Source organism: Pseudomonas sp. HD57-3 (genome assembly GCF_056113135.1).
In genome coordinates this window covers 4,495,138-4,511,989 of sequence record NZ_CM148568.1, presented here as the reverse complement: position 1 = coordinate 4,511,989, position 16,852 = coordinate 4,495,138, and the positions used below count along the sequence as shown (strand labels likewise).

At 60.9% G+C, this 16,852-nt stretch carries 18 protein-coding genes; 9 read left to right on the top strand and 9 right to left on the bottom strand.

From position 1 onward, the window contains the following. Positions 1-9 precede the first annotated feature (9 nt). From AC0R79_RS20380 to AC0R79_RS20370, 3 genes are all read left to right on the top strand, one after another. A complete protein-coding gene (locus AC0R79_RS20380) occupies positions 10-759 on the top strand; it encodes a hypothetical protein (RefSeq protein WP_474731493.1) in 750 nt (249 codons plus the stop codon). Positions 760-840: 81 nt separating this feature from the next. Then, the gene (locus AC0R79_RS20375; protein ID WP_474731491.1) at positions 841-2,055 is read left to right on the top strand and encodes an MFS transporter; all 1,215 of its coding nucleotides are present in this window, start codon (positions 841-843) and stop codon (positions 2,053-2,055) included. A gap of 105 nt (positions 2,056-2,160) precedes the next feature. Then, positions 2,161-2,946 carry a sulfite exporter TauE/SafE family protein gene (locus AC0R79_RS20370; RefSeq protein WP_011335062.1) on the top strand — a complete coding sequence of 262 codons (786 nt, stop codon included), beginning with the start codon at positions 2,161-2,163 and terminating at the stop codon, positions 2,944-2,946. On the opposite strand, the gene AC0R79_RS20365 is transcribed toward AC0R79_RS20370, so the two are convergent. Further along, complete coding sequence (locus AC0R79_RS20365; protein ID WP_375747500.1) at positions 2,928-3,404, bottom strand: GNAT family N-acetyltransferase; 477 nt, start codon at positions 3,402-3,404, stop codon at positions 2,928-2,930. The two genes, AC0R79_RS20370 and AC0R79_RS20365, sit on opposite strands and share 19 nt — an antisense overlap. 210 nt (positions 3,405-3,614) lie before the next feature. Here AC0R79_RS20365 and AC0R79_RS20360 point away from each other — a divergent pair, with 210 nt between their 5' ends. Beyond that, positions 3,615-4,181, top strand: a complete 567-nt coding sequence (locus AC0R79_RS20360) for a DUF4174 domain-containing protein (protein WP_474731489.1) — start codon at positions 3,615-3,617, stop codon at positions 4,179-4,181. Between the two features lie 74 nt (positions 4,182-4,255). Here AC0R79_RS20360 and ampC read toward each other — a convergent pair whose 3' ends face one another. Further along, positions 4,256-5,422 carry a class C beta-lactamase gene (gene ampC, locus AC0R79_RS20355; RefSeq protein WP_474731487.1) on the bottom strand — a complete coding sequence of 389 codons (1,167 nt, stop codon included), beginning with the start codon at positions 5,420-5,422 and terminating at the stop codon, positions 4,256-4,258. A 160-nt stretch (positions 5,423-5,582) separates the two neighbouring features. Between ampC and AC0R79_RS20350 the strand changes: the two genes are divergently transcribed. Next, entirely contained in the window at positions 5,583-6,458 is an 876-nt protein-coding gene (locus AC0R79_RS20350) for a LysR family transcriptional regulator (RefSeq protein WP_096822360.1), read from the top strand. Here AC0R79_RS20350 and gudD read toward each other — a convergent pair. Continuing rightward, positions 6,455-7,798 carry a glucarate dehydratase gene (gene gudD / locus AC0R79_RS20345; protein ID WP_474731484.1) on the bottom strand — a complete coding sequence of 448 codons (1,344 nt, stop codon included), beginning with the start codon at positions 7,796-7,798 and terminating at the stop codon, positions 6,455-6,457. The two genes, AC0R79_RS20350 and gudD, sit on opposite strands and share 4 nt — an antisense overlap. 14 nt (positions 7,799-7,812) lie before the next feature. Continuing rightward, entirely contained in the window at positions 7,813-9,159 is a 1,347-nt protein-coding gene (locus AC0R79_RS20340; protein WP_474731483.1) for an MFS transporter, read from the bottom strand. A 364-nt stretch (positions 9,160-9,523) separates the two neighbouring features. Between AC0R79_RS20340 and AC0R79_RS20335 the strand changes: the two genes are divergently transcribed. Beyond that, a complete protein-coding gene (locus AC0R79_RS20335) occupies positions 9,524-10,240 on the top strand; it encodes a FadR/GntR family transcriptional regulator (RefSeq protein ID WP_474731481.1) in 717 nt (238 codons plus the stop codon). Between the two features lie 12 nt (positions 10,241-10,252). Here the strand turns inward: AC0R79_RS20335 and AC0R79_RS20330 are convergent, their stop codons facing one another. Next, positions 10,253-11,146 (bottom strand): DMT family transporter, encoded by an 894-nt coding sequence (locus tag AC0R79_RS20330; protein WP_474731480.1) that lies wholly within the window; start codon positions 11,144-11,146, stop codon positions 10,253-10,255. A 102-nt stretch (positions 11,147-11,248) separates the two neighbouring features. Between AC0R79_RS20330 and AC0R79_RS20325 the strand changes: the two genes are divergently transcribed. Continuing rightward, a complete protein-coding gene (locus AC0R79_RS20325; protein WP_375747492.1) occupies positions 11,249-12,112 on the top strand; it encodes a LysR family transcriptional regulator in 864 nt (287 codons plus the stop codon). A 6-nt stretch (positions 12,113-12,118) separates the two neighbouring features. Here the strand turns inward: AC0R79_RS20325 and trhP are convergent, their stop codons facing one another. Then, positions 12,119-13,447 carry a prephenate-dependent tRNA uridine(34) hydroxylase TrhP gene (trhP, locus tag AC0R79_RS20320; protein ID WP_474731478.1) on the bottom strand — a complete coding sequence of 443 codons (1,329 nt, stop codon included), beginning with the start codon at positions 13,445-13,447 and terminating at the stop codon, positions 12,119-12,121. Between the two features lie 156 nt (positions 13,448-13,603). Between trhP and AC0R79_RS20315 the strand changes: the two genes are divergently transcribed. Further along, positions 13,604-14,665 (top strand): AI-2E family transporter, encoded by a 1,062-nt coding sequence (locus AC0R79_RS20315; RefSeq protein WP_474731475.1) that lies wholly within the window; start codon positions 13,604-13,606, stop codon positions 14,663-14,665. Here the strand turns inward: AC0R79_RS20315 and AC0R79_RS20310 are convergent. The 3 genes from AC0R79_RS20310 to AC0R79_RS20300 form a co-directional block, all read right to left on the bottom strand. Continuing rightward, the gene (locus AC0R79_RS20310) at positions 14,662-14,844 is read right to left on the bottom strand and encodes a hypothetical protein (protein ID WP_064380832.1); all 183 of its coding nucleotides are present in this window, start codon (positions 14,842-14,844) and stop codon (positions 14,662-14,664) included. The two genes, AC0R79_RS20315 and AC0R79_RS20310, sit on opposite strands and share 4 nt — an antisense overlap. Before the next feature lie 102 nt (positions 14,845-14,946). Continuing rightward, positions 14,947-15,141 (bottom strand): hypothetical protein, encoded by a 195-nt coding sequence (locus AC0R79_RS20305; RefSeq protein WP_007951579.1) that lies wholly within the window; start codon positions 15,139-15,141, stop codon positions 14,947-14,949. Positions 15,142-15,385: 244 nt separating this feature from the next. Beyond that, positions 15,386-15,736 carry a hypothetical protein gene (locus AC0R79_RS20300; protein WP_007951578.1) on the bottom strand — a complete coding sequence of 117 codons (351 nt, stop codon included), beginning with the start codon at positions 15,734-15,736 and terminating at the stop codon, positions 15,386-15,388. Positions 15,737-15,990: 254 nt separating this feature from the next. Here AC0R79_RS20300 and AC0R79_RS20295 point away from each other — a divergent pair, with 254 nt between their 5' ends. Then, on the top strand, positions 15,991-16,809 hold the full coding sequence (locus AC0R79_RS20295; protein ID WP_127798843.1) for a shikimate 5-dehydrogenase: 819 nt from the start codon (positions 15,991-15,993) through the stop codon (positions 16,807-16,809). The last annotated feature ends 43 nt before the right edge of the window (positions 16,810-16,852 follow it).

Here is a 16,852-nt window from a genome sequence, read left to right as displayed (position 1 = left end):
AAAGAATTCATGCCGAGAGTTTTGCACCCCATCGCTGCATTCATTCATCGCCCGTGCCTGCTGCTGGCCTGCCTGTCGACGCTGTTGCTCGGCGGTTGCAGCCATCAGGACGGCAACAATTTCATCACCCAGATGCGCGAGGGCAGGCCTCAGGAATTTCTCCAGACCAGCGTCGACCGCATGGCCACGCTGGCGATGCGTGACAACCTCGACAGCCTCTATCTGCTGATGGGCAAGCTGTATTTGCGCAACCCTGAAGAGCTGCGAAAATCCGGCTTCCTCGACGTCAAGACAGCGGTCAAACAGGTGCGGCTGGCCATCGAACAGCAACAACCGCTGCCGACCCTCGGCGGCAAAAAAGACCTCGCAGCGCTGAGCTACGCCATGAGCCCGGAGTTCCTCGGCGACCGGGTCGGCGCATTCATCTATGCGATCGGCAGCATGCTGGTCACCGCCCACGGCAATCGCACCGAGTTCTACATGACCGATGCGATCAACCCGACCTTCGTCAATAACGCCGCACGCAACATCGAGAAGGCCACGTGGATCCTCGCCCAACGGCAGAACAAGGAAGGCCAGCCGCTGCTGTTTTCCAACGAAATTTCCGAGGAGGGCAGCAACCTGAGCTTTGCCACGGAGTTCGGCAAAGTCGTGGCGCGTCTGGATTTGCTGACCCAGATGCTCGACGAGCGCTACCGGCGCATCGGCCTGAATTACGCCCAGAGCCTGCTGTTTTTGAATTTTTTGCCAGTGCAGTGAGCCAAGTCGGGTAGAGTGGCGGACGACTGTGTTTGTATACAATCTGTCGTCCGATTTGACTCAAAGGGAGCTGCACCTGTCATGACCGACCCCGCAAGCGCCGAATTCACCCGCCTGGAACGTGCCACCCGCACCGACAAACTGCCTTACGCCGCGTTGCTGGCGTTTGCCATGACCGGCTTCATCGCCATCCTCTCTGAAACCCTGCCGGCGGGCTTATTGCCGCAGATCGGCGCCGGCCTCAACGTCAGCGAAGTGCTGGCCGGGCAACTGGTGACGCTATATGCGCTGGGCTCGATTGTCGCGGCGATTCCGCTGACGGTCGCCACCCGTGGCTGGGGGCGCAAGCGTGTGCTGCTGATGACGGTCGGCGGGTTTCTGCTGTTCAACACCATCACCACGTTTTCCAGCCATTACGGACTGACGCTGGCATCGCGGTTTCTGGCCGGGATGGCGGCGGGGCTGTCGTGGGGGATCATGGCCGGTTACGCGCGCGGAATCGTGCCGGTGCATCAACAGGGCCGGGCGCTGGCGATTGCCATGCTCGGCACGCCGGTGGCGCTGTCGCTGGGCACGCCGGCCGGCACCTGGCTGGGCAATGTGATCGGCTGGCGCGCCTCGTTCGGGATCATGTCGGCACTGGCGCTGGTACTGGCAGCGTGGATCGTCATCGCCGTGCCGGATCGCCCGGGTCAGGCCCGCGCCGAGCGTCTGCCACTGATGCAGTCGCTGCGTCTGCCTGGCGTGCGCCCGGTGCTGTTCGTGGTGCTGACCTGGATGCTCGGCCACAACATTCTCTACACCTACATCGCGCCGTTTCTGACGCAGGCCGGTCTTGGCGAACGGGTTGATCTGGTGCTGCTGGTCTTCGGTCTGTGCTCGTTGCTGGGGATCTGGATCATCGGTCTGCTGGTGGATCGCTGGTTGCGCGGGTTGGCCCTGATAAGCCTCGCGATATTTGCCGTGACCGCGCTGGTGCTGGCAATGGTCGCGCCGTCGCCCTTGCTGATTTACGCATGCATGGCGGTGTGGGGCCTGTCGTTCGGCGGCTCGGCGACGTTGCTGCTCACCGCCGCAGCGGACTCCGCCGGAGAACATGTGGATGTGGTGCAAGCGATGCTCACCACTTCCTGGAACGTGGCGATTGCCGGCGGCGGATTGTTTGGCGGCTTGCTGCTGGACCGGGCAGGGGCGATGTCGTTTCCATGGGTGCTGCTGATCCTGTCGCTGATCGCGCTGGCGACGGTCTGGCTGAACAGTACTCACAGTTTCAAACCGGGCCGGCGGCAGCACTGACGCTCAAGAAATGGCATAACGATAGATCCGATCGATATAGGGCGTTATAAGAAAACTGGTTATGCTGCGGGCCGGATTTTTCCTGTGGTTTGTCTGGACGTCTTAATGGAATTGGCAAATTTCGGCCTGGTGATTGCCGGGCTGGTCGTGGGGTTCATCGTCGGTATGACCGGTGTCGGCGGCGGTTCGTTGATGACGCCGATCCTGCTGTGGTTCGGCATCAATCCGGCCACGGCGGTGGGCACGGATCTGCTGTACGCGGCCATCACCAAATCCAGCGGCGTGCTGGTCCACAGGAAGAACAAGAACATCGACTGGGCCATCACCGGCTGGCTGACCCTGGGCAGTGTCCCGGCGGTGGCGATGACCTTGTGGTTCCTCAGCACCCTGCACACCGCGCCGGACGCGATGAACGCCATCATCAAGCAAGCGCTGGGCTTCGTGCTGTTCGCCACGGCGCTGGCAATTCTGTTCAAGAAACGCCTGCTGGAATTCGCCCACAAACGCGCCGGCGGCAACTACAACCCGAGCGGCGCGCGCCTGAATGTCATGACGGTGATCACCGGTCTGATCCTCGGTACCATGGTCGCCCTGACTTCCATCGGCGCCGGCGCCCTCGGCACTGTCGCGCTGTTCATCCTTTATCCGCTGCTGCCGACCCGCCGTCTGGTCGGCACCGAAATCGCCCACGCCGTTCCGCTGACCCTGGTCGCCGGCCTCGGCCACGCGAGCATGGGCAACATGGACTGGGGCGTGCTGGGCTTTCTGCTGGTCGGCTCGCTGCCGGGCATCTGGCTCGGCAGCCACCTGACCGGCCGCGTCTCCGATGAACTGCTGCGCCCGTGCCTGGCGACGATGCTGGTGTTGATCGGTTACAAGCTGGCGTTCTGATCGAGCGCCCGCTTCATCACCGTCACCGGCAATCCGTCGTACTCCGTTTCTTCCAGCACTTCCCAACCCAGTCGCGCATACAGCGACTGCGCCGCATCGGTGTACAGGTACAACTGCGGCACGCCCAGTGCGGCGGCTTCCTCGACGATGCGGTTGACCAGCTGCGAAGCGATCCCGCGGCCACGCTGTTCGGCCTTCACGTAGACCCCGGCCAGCCACGGCGTCAGATGCGGGCGCGTGTCCATGTCGCTGTCGATCAGCAGCGCACCGCCGAGCAGTTTTCCATCTTCGATCGCCACCACCACGCTGGGAATCGCGCCTTTACCGCAGGCGGCGCGCATGCGTTCGGTGCGACTGGCGAGGGTGTCTTCGGGGCTGTACTGGCCCCATTCCTTGAAGTTGAGTTCGGCCAGTTCCTCGATCAGTTGCGGGTGATGGCAGAGGTAGTCGATGTGCATGCGCGTTGAACTCCATTTCACAGGCTGAACCTCCACCCTAATGCGGTCATAAAAGGTAATCAAATGCGCGACATGATCGCGCCCAACCGGTTGCGCAAAATCGGTGCTGACCTAAGCTTTGGGCAAGGCGAAACACTTTTGCCGGGCCCCCCCCGGAACAATCGCCGCGATGCGCAATCATTAGAGCGTGGATATCAAAAGGAGATGCGCATGCTCATCAGGTCACTGACCCTGACACTCTTGCTGGCGATTGCCGGCCCCCTGTTCGCCGCCGACGGCGATTCCCCTCTGGACGTCGACAAGGGCATCAACCGCCCGGTGATCGTGATCGCTTCCAGTACGGTCGATTCTTATTGGGTCAGCCTGAAAAAAGCGCTGGACGACCCGGCCAACAAACAAGGCATCGCCGACCGCAAGATCAAGGTCTACACCATCCTGAGCATGAGCGGTCAGGTCGATGGCAAAAGCCTGGAGCAGCAGCAAACCATGGCGCTGCTGCGTTCGCTGAAGCTGGGCGCCGGGGCGTATCCGAAAGTCTTCCTGGTGGGCAAGGATGGAGAGACCAAACTGACGGCTTCGGGCGAGGAAGCGGCGGCGGTCGATTTGAAGAAGATCTTCGACACGATTGATGCGCTGCCTGCTGCCGAGAAAGAAACCACTTCCACCGTGGTGACTGCCCCTGCCGCTGCAGAACCGGCGCCGGCCAAGGGCGCGAAAGGGACTAAACCGGCGAAGCCGACCAAACCGGCCAAGCCGCCGGAAATGCCGGATGATTGATGTTCTGATTCAGGGGTGATCAGAAAAGAAAAAACGGGCGACCTGAGAAGGTCGCCCGTTTTTTTATGGCGTGATTACCGGGTCAACTCACCCAGAATCCTGTGCGCAATCTTCACCCGCTCTCCATTCGGGTAATTACGGTTCGCCAGAATCACGATCCCGACTTTCTTCGATGGCACGAACGCGACATACGCGCCGTAGCCAGCGGTGGAGCCGGTCTTGTTCAGCAGAACGTTCGCCGGTTCCGGCTGTGGCGGATTCAGCCATTTGACCTTGTGCGGTTCCATGGCCATCGGCGTCGAATTGCCGTCCAGCAGGCGGTCGAGGCTGATCGGGTAGGTGTAGCGTTCCCAGCCCAGGCCCTGGGTCATGTCGCCGACGGTGTAGTAACCGGTGTGGGTGAGGGCGATGGCTTTTTGCAGCGGTGCTTCGAGTTTGGCGGTGTCGAGGTTGGCCTGGACGTATTGCAGCAGGTCGGCGGCGCTGGTTTTCACGCCGTAGGCTTCGGAGTCGAGGGCGCCGGGGCTGACGCGAACGGGTTTGTTGTTCTTGTCGTAGCCCTGGGCGTAGAGCTTTTCTTCAGACGCGGGCACCGACAGGAAGGTGTGCTTGAGCCCGAGTTTTGGCAGCAGGGTTTCGGTCATCACCTGATTGAACGGCTGGCCGAGGCTTTTTGCGGCCAGGTAACCGAACAGGCCGATGCTGGGGTTGGAATACAGGCGATGGCTGCCGGCCGGATACGTCGGTTTCCACTGTTGGTAATAGCCGAGCATCTTGTCGGAAGAATCCGCAGCATCGGGGAATTGCAGCGGAAGGCCGCCGGCGCTGTAGGTGCCGAGTTGCAGCAGGCTGATGTGGTCGAAGGCGCTGCCTTTCAGTTCGGGCCAGTGCTGGCTGGCCTTGTCGGAGAATTGCAGTTTGCCGCTGGCCTGGGCGTAGGCGGCGAGGGTTGCGGTGAAGGTTTTGCTCACCGAGCCGATTTCGAACAGGGTGTTTTCACTCACCGCTTGCCCGGTGCTTTTGTCGGCGACACCGTAGTTAAAGTAATGTGCCTTGCCATCGACGGTCACGGCCACGGCCAGACCCGCGATGTCCTGTTGCTGCATGACCGGGGTCACAGTGGCTTTGACCAGCGCCTGCAACTGATCGTCGGTTTGCGGGGCGGCCAGGCAGGTGGCGGCGCTGAAGAAAAGTCCGAAAGCGCTGTAGCACTTGAGTTTGTTCAGGTTGATCGAAGACATGCGTGAACCACTCTCCATGAGTGTTGATGGTGTTATCCCGCTACACTGCGAGCGTTTTCCGTCGGGCCGGCTGATCGGCGCCGCCAAATCTAGGCAGTCCGGCGTCTTTCGACAAACGATGAAAACTCGGACGAGCCATTAGAAAAATTTGGGACCTGGCATGATTCGACCTCAATTGCCCTTGAATGCATTACGCGCCTTCGAAGCTTCTGCGCGCCATCTGAGCTTCACCCGTGCGGCCGTGGAGTTGTGCGTGACCCAAGCGGCCGTCAGCCATCAGGTCAAAAGCCTGGAGGCGCAACTCGGCGTGATCCTGTTCAAACGCCTGCCCCGTGGGCTGATGCTGACGGGCGAGGGCGAAACCCTCCTGCCGGTGCTGACCACTTCGTTCGATCATATCGCGCAGATGCTCGAGCGTCTGGCGGGCGGGCAATATCGGGAAATGCTCACGGTCGGCGCGGTGGGCACCTTCGCGGTGGGCTGGTTGTTGCCGAGGCTGGCGGACTTTCAGGCGAAACATCCGCTCATAGATTTGCGGCTGTCGACCAACAACAATCGGGTGGACGTCGCCGCCGAAGGGCTGGATTACGCAATCCGGTTTGGCGCCGGGGCGTGGCACGGTATCGAGGCGACCCGTTTGCTGGAGGCGCCGTTGTCGGTGCTCTGCGTGCCGGAAATCGCCCGGCAACTGCACGCGCCGGGGGATCTTTTGCAGCAGCGTTTGCTGCGTTCCTATCGCACCGATGAGTGGCCGGAGTGGTTTCATGCGGCGGGTCTGGCGACCCATGCCGCGCCGCCCCAGAGCATCGTGTTCGACTCGTCGCTGGCGATGATGGAGGCAGCGTTGCAAGGTGGCGGGGTGGCACTGGCGCCGCCGTTGATGTTTGCCCGGCAACTGGCGGCGGACCTGATCCGCCAACCCTTTGCCATCGAAATCACCACCGGCAGCTATTGGCTGACGCGCTTGCAGTCACGGCCGGAGACGTCGGCGATGGCGGCGTTCAGACACTGGTTGTTGGAGGCTGCGCAGGCTTAGCGTACCAGGCACGGCTTCTTGTTATCGAACGTCCAGCCCGGAATCAGAAACTGCATCGCCACGCTGTCATCCCGCGCGCCGAGTCCCATGCCTTTATAGAGTTCGTGGGCCTTGGCCACCTGATCCATGTCCAGCTCGACGCCCAGCCCCGGTTTCTTCGGCACCTGCACGCAGCCGTCGACGATTTGCAGCGGCGCCTTGGTCAGGCGCTGGCCGTCCTGCCAGATCCAGTGGGTGTCGATCGCGGTGATGTCGCCCGGCGCAGCGGCCGCGACGTGGGTGAACATCGCCAGGGAAATGTCGAAGTGGTTGTTGGAGTGCGAGCCCCAGGTCAGGCCCCATTCATGGCACATCTGCGCCACGCGCACCGAACCCTGCATGGTCCAGAAATGCGGGTCGGCCAGTGGGATGTCCACCGATTGCAACTGGATTGCGTGACCCATTTCGCGCCAGTCGGTGGCGATCATGTTGGTGGCGGTTTTCAGCCCGGTGGCGCGACGGAATTCAGCCATCACTTCACGGCCCGAATAGCCGTTTTCTGCACCGCACGGGTCTTCGGCATAGGCCAGCACATGATGCTGGTCGCGGCACAGACGGATCGCTTCTTTCAGTGACCACGCACCGTTCGGATCGAGGGTAATGCGCGCGTCCGGGAAGCGTTCGGCCAGTGCGGTCACCGCTTCGATTTCGGCGTCGCCGCTGAGCACACCGCCCTTGAGCTTGAAGTCCTTGAAGCCGTAACGCGCATGGGCGGCCTCGGCCAGACGCACCACGGCGTCGGCGGTCATGGCTTTTTCGTGACGCACGCGGAACCAGTCATTGTCGGCATCCGGTTCGCTGCGATACGCGAGGTCGGTTTCCCGGCGATCGCCCACGTAGAACAGATAACCGAGCATCTTCACCTCATCGCGCTGCTGACCTTCGCCGAGCAATGCCGCCACCGGTACATCAAGATGCTGGCCGAGCAGGTCGAGCAGGGCGGCTTCCAGCCCGGTGACCGCGTGGATGGTAATGCGCAGGTCAAAGGTTTGCAGGCCACGGCCACCGGCATCGCGGTCGGCAAAGGTCTGGCGCACCTGATTGAGGATCTTCTGATAGGTGCCGATCGGGCTGCCGACCACCAGGCTGCGAGCGTCTTCCAGCGTCTGGCGGATGCGTTCGCCGCCGGGTACTTCACCGACGCCGGTGTGGCCGGCGTTGTCCTTGAAGATGACGATGTTTCGGGTGAAAAACGGCCCGTGGGCGCCGCTCAGGTTGAGCAGCATGCCGTCGTGGCCGGCCACCGGAATGACTTGCATCTCGGTGATGATCGGGGCTTTGGCGATGTCGTGTGCGGTCATTTGGGATTGTCCTTTCAAGCGTGTTTCGGCGCGGCATCGGCCACGGCGACGTCAGGTGCGGATTTGGGTGTCATGCGGGCGGCGAACACGATGATCGCGGCGATGATCGAGGTCGCGGCCAGACCATAGAGGCCGCCCTGGATCGAACCGGTGTGTTGTTCCAGCAAGCCGAACGTGGTCGGGGCGACGAAGCCGCCGAGGTTGCCTATCGAGTTGATCAGCGCGATCACCGCAGCGGCGATCCGTGCATCGAGATAAGCCTGCGGAATCGGCCAGAACAGCGAAGACGCGGATTTGAAACCCAGCGCAGCAAAGCAGATCGCGACGAAGGCAAAAATCGGCCCGCCGGTGGTGGACATGAACATCCCCGCAGCGGCGATCAGCAATGCAGTGGCGACCCACGCCTGCTGGTGTTTCCACTTGGCCGAGAACGAGGCGAACGCGTACATGCCGATGATCGACAGCAGCCACGGAATCGAGTTGAACAGGCCGACCTGGAAGTCGCTCATCTCGCCCATCTTCTTGATGATGCTCGGCAGCCAGAACGTCGCGGCGTAGATGGTCAATTGAATGAAGAAGTAGATCAGGCAGAACAGGATGATCTGGCGATCCTTGAGGAGTTTGCCCAGCGACGGCCGGATCGGGGTCGCGGCTTCGCGGGCCTTCTGCTCATCGTCGATGGCTTTGACCAGTGCATCCTGCTCGGCGCGGGTCAGCCATTTCGCATCGTGGGGTTTGGCGTCGAGCCAGAACCACACGAATACGCACAGGCAGACCGAGAACATCCCTTCAATGAAATACATCCACTGCCAGCCGTGCAGGCCCAGACCTTCAATCTGCAGCAGCAGGCCGGACAACGGGCCGGAAATCAGCGAGGCCACGGCCGAACCGCTGAGGAAGATCGCAATCGCCTTGCCGCGCTCGGCCCCCGGCAACCAGCGCGTGAAGTAGTAGATCACCCCGGGAAAGAACCCGGCCTCGGCCACGCCGAGCAGAAATCGCAGGATGTAGAAGTGGGTTTCGTTCTGGATGAACGCCATGCCGGCGGCCACCAGACCCCAGGTGAACATGATGCGGGTCAGCCAGATTCGCGCGCCGACCTTTTGCAGGAGCATGTTGGAGGGGACTTCGAACAGCGCGTAACCGATGAAGAACAGACCGGCACCGAAACCGTAGGCCGCGGCACCGATACCGAGATCGTGTTCCATGTGGGTGCGGACGAAGCCGATGTTCACCCGGTCAATGTAATTGACGATGAACATGATGACGAACAGCGGCAGGACGTGGCGTTTGACTTTGGCAATGGCGGAGGACAGCACGGAATCGGTGCCCTCGTTCATCCCGGCAATGGATGATTTCACTTGGTTTTCTCCCACTCGTTATTTTTATGCGGGGTGTGTCTGGTGTTGCGTTGTTGCTAGACATCATACAACTAGATTTTTTTGTCCTACAAGCGGGAGTGCTCAATCAAATTTGTCTACGTGAGGCGGTTTTTATGCTTTTTAAGATTTTAAGTGCCGTGTTTGTTGGCTTTGGTAAGGGTTGTATTAGATAAGGCAGAGCATTCTATGCCAGTGATCGTGGGGCGACTGCTCGGCGCAGTGGAAGATTTTCTAGCTAAAATCGAGTGTTGTCATACAAGTTAAGCTCTGGAATTCATAGGAGCTCATACAAGTCATCGCCTCCAGTGCTACGATCGGCTTGCCCCGATCACCGGAACCGACCATGCAAGAAGACCTCGACGCTCCCGCCCGTAAACGCGCACACAACCTGGCCCATGACCTGGTGGAAAAACTCACCCAGAGCATCCTGCTCGGTCAGATGCTGCCCGGTGACAAGTTGCCGTCGGAAAACTCGATCGTTCAGGAACACGGCGTCAGTCGCACCGTGGTGCGTGAGGCGATTTCAAAATTGCAGGCATCGGGGCTGGTGGAGACGCGGCACGGCATCGGCACCTTCGTGATCGAGCGCGCTCAGGAGCAGGGATTGCGACTGAATGTCGACACCGCGCTGGGCGTGCGCAGCATTCTCGAATTGCGCATGGGCCTGGAGACGCAAGCAGCGGCACTGGCGGCGCAGCGCCGTACCGAGCAACAACTGGTGCAGATGCGTCAGGCGCTGGACGACTATCAGCGTCTATTGGCCAACAACGACAGTTGCGTCGAGGCCGACCGGCGCTTTCATCTGCTGATTGCCGAAGCCACCGGCAATGTCTGCTTCACCGAAATCATGCAGCACTTGGGCAGCGCGATGATTCCGCGCACCCGGGTCAACGCGGCCGAGCGCGGGGCGGTGGATTTGAGCAAGCTCGGGCAACTGGCGAATCTGGAGCATGAGGCGATTCTCAACGCGATCAAGCGTCAGGACCCGGACGCGGCGCGTGCGGCGATGTGGCTGCACCTGACCAACAGTTGCGACCGGTTTTCAGCGGGCGGCGCCTAACGCCGCCGCGACTCAAGTCTCTATGGCCCGCACCACCGCCGGCCGCTCCAGATTCAACGCCAGGACACTGATCAGCACCACCGTCGAGCCCACCAGCACCAATAGCGTCGGGCGCTCACCTAAACCCACCGAGGCAATCCCCATCGCGGTCGGCGGAATCAGGTACAGCGTCATCGTCGCCCGACTCAGATCCACATGCTTGAGCACGAATGCCCACGCCAGATAGGCGAGGGCGCTGGGAAACACGCCCAGACCCAGCACCGCCCATTGCACCCGCGGTGGCGCACTGGCCACGCTGTCGGCCAGCCCCGGCATGTAGATCAACAGCAACAGTGTGCCGGACCACACCGTGTAACAAACCAGCGTCAGCCCGTCGTAGCGTCCGGCGTGGTGTTTTTGCAGAGCGAAGTAAACGCTCCATGACACGGCGGCCAGCAGGATCAATAAACCGTGGGCGTCGAGGCTGCCGAGGCCGCGATCGCCGCTGACCACGATCACCACGCCGACGAATCCCAGCAGCACACAACCCCAGCGCCAGGCGCTGACCCGATCTTTGAACAGGAACCGCGCCAGCAGCGTGCTGAACAGTGGCGTCGATTGCGCCAGCACGCTCGACGCGCCAGCGCTGACGCTTTGCTGACCGATGTTCAGCACCACGTGATGCAGGCTGACGGCAAAAAACCCCAAGGCAAACAACAGTGGTAAATCCTGCAGGCGCGGCAGATGAATGCCCTTGAAACCTGCAATCACCGCCATGAACAGCGACGCCAGCAAAAACCGCAGCAAGGCCAGATGACCGGGGTCGTAGGCTTGCAGGCCGATGTGGATGCCGGTCGGCGAATAGGCCCAGCAACCGACGACGAAAGCCATGGCCAACAGGATTTTCAAAGGCGAAGTGGAAGGCATGGGCGAGGCACCAAGAGGGTTGATGCGCCGAGTATCCGGGCGGCCAATCATTCGCCACAACTGACTTATACTGCGCCAACCATTCACTGTGAGTGACGAATTATGGAGCTGGCGCAGATCCGCATGTTCAAGACCGTGGCCGAGGTCGGCAGCATTGCCAAAGCGGCTGAAAAGCTGTTTTGCGTGCCGTCGAATATCACGGCGCGGATCAAATCCCTGGAAGCGGAGCTGGGGGTGGCGCTGTTTCTGCGCGAAGGGCGCGGGCTGCGGATCAGTCCTGCTGGGCAGACCTTTCTCGCTTATGCAGAGAAGATTCTGGCACTGACGGCTGAAGCCAAGCGCGCAGTCGATCCTGCCGCCGAACCTTCCGGGCCGCTACGCATCGGCGCCATCGAATCTTCGGCGACCGGGCGTCTGCCGCGCCTGCTGGCGAAGTTTCACAAGTGCTATCCGAACGTGGCCCTCGAATTGACTACCGGCACCTGGGGCCAATTGCTGGACGATACGGTGAGCCATCGTCTGGACGGCGCCATCGTCGCAGTGGACGTCGAGCGCTCGCAGCTCAAACGCACGCCGATGTATCGCGAAGAATTGCTGCTGATCGCATCGACCTCGTTCGGGCCGGTGCGCAACCTCGACGATTTGCAGGACAAGACCGTGTTCATGTGGCCGCAAGGCTGTCCGTATCGCGCTGCGCTGGAGCACTGGTTGTTGCGTCAGGGCCTGGCGTTGCCGATTGTCAGCTTGGCCAGCTACGGGGCAATTGTCGGTTGTGTGAGTGCCGGCGCCGGCGTGGCGCTGGTGCCCAAAGGCGTATTCGAGCAATACGCCAAAGGCGCGGGGTGTGCGGGTTACGAATTCCCCGAACTGACGGCCATCGACAACTTGTTCTACTGGCATGAAAACGCCGGGGTGCACCCGGCGCGTGAGGCTTTTGTGGCGATGTTGCGCGAGGAGTTTGCCTGAACCGGATCAGGCGCCGCTCACGTCGCGCATCAACAAGCCGAAGCGCAAATCCACCGCATCGGGAATTGGCAGGTAAACCGTGTGCCCGTCCCCCGGCGCCACGTCGATGGCTTCGCCCTTGAGGTTCTGCAGTTCATGCAGATCAAAGTGAAAGTTGCCCTTGGGCGTCATCAGTTCCAGATGATCGCCCAGCGCAAAGCGGTTCTTCACTTTGACCTCGGCCAGCCGGTCCCGGCGTTCGCCGGTCAGTTCGCCCACAAACTGCTGACGCTCCGACACCGAGCTGCCGTTCTGGTAGTTCTGGTATTCGTCATGCACATGGCGGCGCAGGAAGCCTTCGGTGTAGCCACGCTGGGCGAGGGATTCCAGATCGGTCATCAGGCTGCGGTCGAATTCGCGGCCGGCCACTGCATCGTCGATGGCCCGGCGATAGACCTGGGTGGTGCGTGCGCAATAGAAGTGCGATTTGGTCCGGCCTTCGATCTTCAGTGAGTGCACGCCCATGCGGGTCAGGCGCTCTACGTGCTGCACCGCGCGCAGGTCCTTGGCGTTCATGATGTAGGTGCCGTGCTCGTCTTCGAAGGCCGGCATCAGCTCGCCGGGGCGGTTGGCTTCCTGCAACAGGAACACCTGATCGGTGGGAGCGCCGAAGCCGAGGGTCGGTTGCGGTTCGAAGGTCTGCACGATCTCGCCGAGCTGGTTTTCGGTCGCTTCCTGCGCCGAATATTTCCAGCGGCAGGCATTGGTGCAGGTGCCCTGATTGGCGTCGCGCTTGTTCATGTAACCCGAGAGCAGGCAGCGGCCGGAATAGGCCATGCACAGTGCGCCGTGGACGAACACTTCCAGTTCCATGCCCGGCACTTGTTCGCGGATTTCGCCGATCTCTTCCAGCGACAGTTCACGGGACAGGATGATCCGGCTCAGCCCCTGTTGCTGCCAGAACTCCACACTTGCCCAGTTCACCGTGTTGGCTTGCACCGAGAGGTGGATCGGCATCTGCGGAAAGTGTCGGCGCACCAGCATGATCAGGCCCGGGTCGGACATGATCAGCGCGTCCGGTGCCATCTCGATCACCGGCGCGAGGTCCTTGAGGAAGGTCTTCAGTTTGGCGTTGTGCGGCGCAATGTTGACCACCACGTAGAAGCGCTTGCCCTGGGCCTGGGCTTCGCGAATGCCGAGCGCCAGGTTGGCGTGATCGAACTCGTTGTTGCGCACCCGCAGGCTGTAGCGCGGCTGGCCGGCATACACCGCATCGGCCCCGTAGGCGAAGGCGTAACGCATGTTTTTCAGGGTGCCGGCGGGGGCGAGCAGTTCGGGGGTGAAGGGGGTCGTCATGGCGGCGTCGGTCGCAAAAGCGCGGCAGGGTAGAGCAGTTGCGCCGAGGGTTTATTGATCTGGATCTATGCTCCATGAAGAAACAGGGCACTCGCGCTGACGCTGGCTGACTAAACGGGACGGGCGCGGGTGGCGCCTGACTGACCTGGACCGGACATGAACCAAAAGAGTCTGCAATTCAAATCCCTCACCGTGCTGCTGTTTCTGGTGACGGTCGCCTTTATCTGGATCCTGCTGCCGTTCTACGGCGCGGTGTTCTGGGCGGTGATACTCGGCATCCTGTTTGCGCCGATGCAACGTCAGTTGCAACTGAAATTCGGCTGGCAACGCAACCTGACATCACTGTGTACGTTGAGTGTCTGCCTGGTGATCGCGATCCTGCCGGTGATCGTCATCAGTGTGCTGCTGGTGCAGGAGGGGGCGGCGCTTTACGACAACATCGAAAGCGGCAAGCTCGATATCGGCGCGTATCTGGCGCAGTTCAAACACAGCCTGCCGCCGTACTTTCAGCACTTGCTCGATCGCTTCGGCTTGGGTGAGCTCAATGCCTTGCGCGAGAAGATTGTCAAAGCCTCGATGCAGGGCAGTCAGGTGCTGGCGAGTCAGGCCTTCAGTTTCGGCCAGGGCACGTTCGATTTCGTGGTGAGTTTTTTCATCATGCTGTACCTGCTGTTTTTCTTCCTGCGCGATGGCGCCGAACTGGCGCGCAAGGTGCGCACGGCGATACCGCTGGAGGAGCATCACAAGCGTCGTTTACAGCTGAAATTCAACCGCGTGGTGCGCGCGACGGTGAAGGGTAATTTGCTGGTGGCGATTACGCAGGGCGCGCTGGGCGGGGCGATTTTCTGGTTTCTCGACATTCCCAGCGCGTTGCTCTGGGCGGTGCTGATGGCGTTTCTGTCGTTGCTGCCGGCGGTGGGGGCGGGGATTGTCTGGGTGCCGGTCGCGGCTTACTTCCTGCTCAGCGGGATGATCTGGCAGGGCGTGGTACTGGGGTTGTTCGGGGTGTTCGTGATCGGTCTGGTGGATAACCTGCTGCGCCCGATCCTGGTGGGCAAGGACACCCGGATGCCGGACTACATGATCCTGATCTCGACCCTGGGCGGGCTGGCGGTATTCGGGCTCAACGGTTTCGTGATCGGGCCGCTGATCGCGGCGCTGTTCATGTCGAGCTGGGCGCTGTTCATCGAAAGCAAACCGAAAGTGCAGCTGCCTTAAGCCTTGAACGGACCGTTGAGCAGTTGTTGCGACAGTGCCTGCGCCGCCGGCAAGGACGTGAGCGGGCCGCTGACCGGCTCGCCGTCGCGCACCAGATACCAGCAGGCGAGCAGCCCCAGCTCTCTGAGCGATGCGGGAACGGCGCTACCGATAACGGACATGATTTGAACCTGAGCCATGAGAAGTACCTCCATCAATCTATGGAGCTACCTTAGGGAGTTGGCCGTTTCAGGGACAATCAACGCTTTCGATAGTGGTCATTGACGCCAGTGAGGGCTGGCTCAATCCACCACTTGATCGAGCATGTGCACGATCTCGTGTTCATTGAGAAACCCCTTGCGCACCAGGTTTTCCGCCAGCAGCGAGAGAAACTTCGCCGTGCGGTGGCCTTCCAGGTGCTTGAGTTCGGTCAGGGCGTTGTAGACCTTGCTCGAGGTGCATAAACCGACGATGCGGTGCGGATTCTGTGTAGGCATTCAAGTCGTCCTTGTTGTTATCAACCTGTTGTATGCGGACGGATTCAGAGTGCGGTTCCGTCATGACAAATAGATGACCGTTTGTGTTTTGCCCCCGACGGTCGAGTCCATCATGCCGACTTTAACGGTTCAAACTGTCCCCACAGCGACCTTGGCGAGATTTTTTCAGACCTGGGCCGACGAACGGTTGGCTTTTCCGGAGGCAATAAAAAGCCCCGCTATCAAGCGGGGCTTCGTGCGCCGGTTACCAGCGCGGACCACCGTAATAGTGTGGTCGGCCGTAATAACCGCGCGGCGGGCCGTAATAGACCGGGGCCGGTTGGACGTAGACCGGTTGCTGCACATAAACCGGGGCCGGCTGGTAATAGACCGGTGGCGGCGGTTGCTGCACGTAGACCGGTGCCGGTTGAGCGTAAACAGGCTGTTGGACGTACACCGGCCGATCCTGGTTGATGAGCGCCGAGCCGATGATGGCCGAGCCGACGATCGCACCAAATACCGCCGGGCCCTGCCAGCCACCGCCGTGGGCTTCTGCCTGACCCGTGATCGCGAATGCACCAATCAACAAGGCCACGATGGGGAGTTTACGAATCATGATAATTCCTCGGTTCTTCGACCCGGCGTCCAGGCCTGCAACAGGCTCGGGATGGCGCGGGGATACTTCTAAGACAGCAACATTTTGAAAAACAGCACGGCCGCTAGGTAAATTTTGTGTAAGGTCTGTACCGGTTTGTTTACCGGATTTCAGGCATCGGCTGTGATGCCCGGAACAGACCGCCTTATGATCGTTAAGAACCCGATAGCCTGGCTAATCCCGTCCATCCGAAAGTGCATTCGAAGGAGCCTCCCATGCAGATGAACCCCAACAAAGACACCCAATTGTGCATGTCCCTGTCTGGGCGTCCCGGGAATTTCGGTCTGCGTTTTCATAACCATTTGTATGAACAACTGGGCCTGAATTTCTACTACAAGGCGTTCAGCAGTCAGGACCTGCCCGGTGCCGTCGGCGGGATCCGCGCGCTGGGAATTCGCGGTTGCGGCGTATCGATGCCGTTCAAGGAAGCCAGTATTGCGCTGGTCGATGAGCTGGATGCCTCGGCGGCGGCGATCCAGTCGATCAACACCATCGTCAACACCAACGGCCATCTCAAGGCCTACAACACCGATTACATTGCCATCGCCCAGTTGCTGGAGATCCACGCGGTGCCGAAGGACACGACTTTCGCCCTGCGCGGCAGCGGCGGCATGGCCAAGGCAGTGGCCAGTGCCTTGCGCGATGGCGGTTACAAAAATGGTTTGATCGTGGCCCGCAACGAGCGCGCCGGGCGTGCGCTGGCGGATTCTTTGGGCTATCGCTGGCAGGCAGAACTGGGCGATGAGCGCCCGCAGATGTTGATCAACGTGACTCCGGTCGGGATGGATGGCGGTCCGGAAGCGGGTCAGCTTTCTTTTGACGTGGATGTGATCAAGTCTGCCGACACTGTGTTCGATGTGGTGGCGATCCCCTCGGAAACCCCGCTGATCGTGCGTGGTCGTGCGGAAGGTAAAAAAGTGATCACCGGGCTGGAAGTGATCGCGATTCAGGCGCTTGAACAGTTCGTGCTGTACACCGGCGTGCGGCCGACAGTCGAGCAGTTCGATGCAGCGGTGGCGTTTGCCCGTAGCTGATGGAGCCTGAGCAACGGCATATCCGCCCGGATTTGCCGTTGCC